We start from the raw sequence: 1,385 nt of genomic DNA on the forward strand, positions 1-1,385 counted from the left end.
TTGGAGGAGTTGTAGAGCAGGTAGACCGTGCCGGCGGTGCCGAGGGCGGCGCTGTCGATCACGCTGTAGCCGCTGCCGCAGACCTCCTGCGCGGTGTACGGGTTCGTCGTCCCGCCGCTCCCGCCGACGTACTGCATGTAGCGGTTCCAGTCCCAGTAGCGGCCGGGGTCGGTGTGGCTGGCGCCGGGGACCTCGACGTGCCCGACGATGTGGGTGCGGTCCTTGGGGATGCCGTACCGGTCGGCGATGTTCCGGGTGAGCGCGGCCGAGGCGCGGTACATCGAGTCGGTGAACCAGGTGGCGTTGTCGACGTAGCCCTCGTGCTCGATGCCGACCGACCTCCGGTTGTAGTCTCCGGCGTGCCAGGCCCGGTCCTTCTCACGGACCATCTGGGTGATGTCGCCGTCGGAGGAGCGGACGACGTAGTGCGCCGACACCGCGGCCGCGGGGTTCTGGAACCACGAGATCGTGCCGGCGTAGGAGCCCTGGGTCACGTGGATGACGATGCGGTCGATCACATCGCTGTTCGGGCGGTCGGAGACGGCGTAGTTGGAGGTGCTCGCCGGCACCCAGTGGGCCGACGGGTAGTCCACGGCGGCGGCCGCGAACGTCCTGTCGAGGTCCCGGGCCGCTTCGTAGGGGCCGCGGTCGGGCCGCACCGCCCGCGCCGGCACACTCACGGTCTCCCCGGCGGGGGTGACGGCCCGGACGCCGGAGGTCAGCAGTTCGTACACGGTGTCGGCGTACAGCCGGGCCACGTCCGGGGACGACGCGCCGCCGTACCGTGCCACGGCCTGGTACCACTTCCCGGTGTCCTCGCGGTCCGCGGCGTCGAGCCGGAGCTCGTCGGCGAGGGCGCGCAGCACCGCGGCGCCGCCCGCGACGTTGGCCGCGTCGTCCGTCTTCAGCGCCGGGACGGGCTTTCCGGTCAGGGCGGCCGCTCGCTCCAGGGCCCGGGAGCCGGGGGCGCCGACCAGGTGCATGACGCCGTAGCCGCCGCTCGCGCTCGGCTCGCCGCCGTGGCCGTCGAGGTGGGTCTCGGCGTAGGCGAGCGCGACCAGCAGGTCACGGGGCACCTCGTACGTCGTGGCCGCGCTGGTGAAGGCGTCGGAGAGCGGGGCGGCGGGGGCCGCGCTCGCCGGCGTCGTCAGGGGGAGCAGGGAGATGAGCGAACAGGTCAGGAAAACGGCCGCTCGACGTGGCAGGGGGGATTTCACGGGTTCTCCTCGGTGGGGAGGCGAGGGCACCGCCTCCGGGGGAGGGAGGCGGTGCCCGGCAGGATCAGCCGCAGTGTTCGAAGGGGCTGTCGTAGGTGGAGGAGCCCGCCTTGCCTCCCCATTTGACGCACTTGTCGGCGGCGGCGGCCCGTACCGGTCCGGCGTAGT

The 1,385-nt window shown here is 72.6% G+C and carries 1 protein-coding gene; it reads right to left on the minus strand.

Going from position 1 to position 1,385, the window contains the following annotated elements; translation table 11 throughout:
- Positions 1-1,217 (minus strand): N-acetylmuramoyl-L-alanine amidase (locus IEZ10_RS38440; protein ID WP_189251420.1); only part of this gene is annotated, 1,217 nt, incomplete at its 3' end.
- Between the last annotated feature and the right edge of the window lie 168 nt (positions 1,218-1,385).

Origin of the sequence: Streptosporangium pseudovulgare (assembly GCF_014648055.1) — a bacterium.
Lineage (GTDB): Bacteria > Actinomycetota > Actinomycetes > Streptosporangiales > Streptosporangiaceae > Streptosporangium > Streptosporangium pseudovulgare.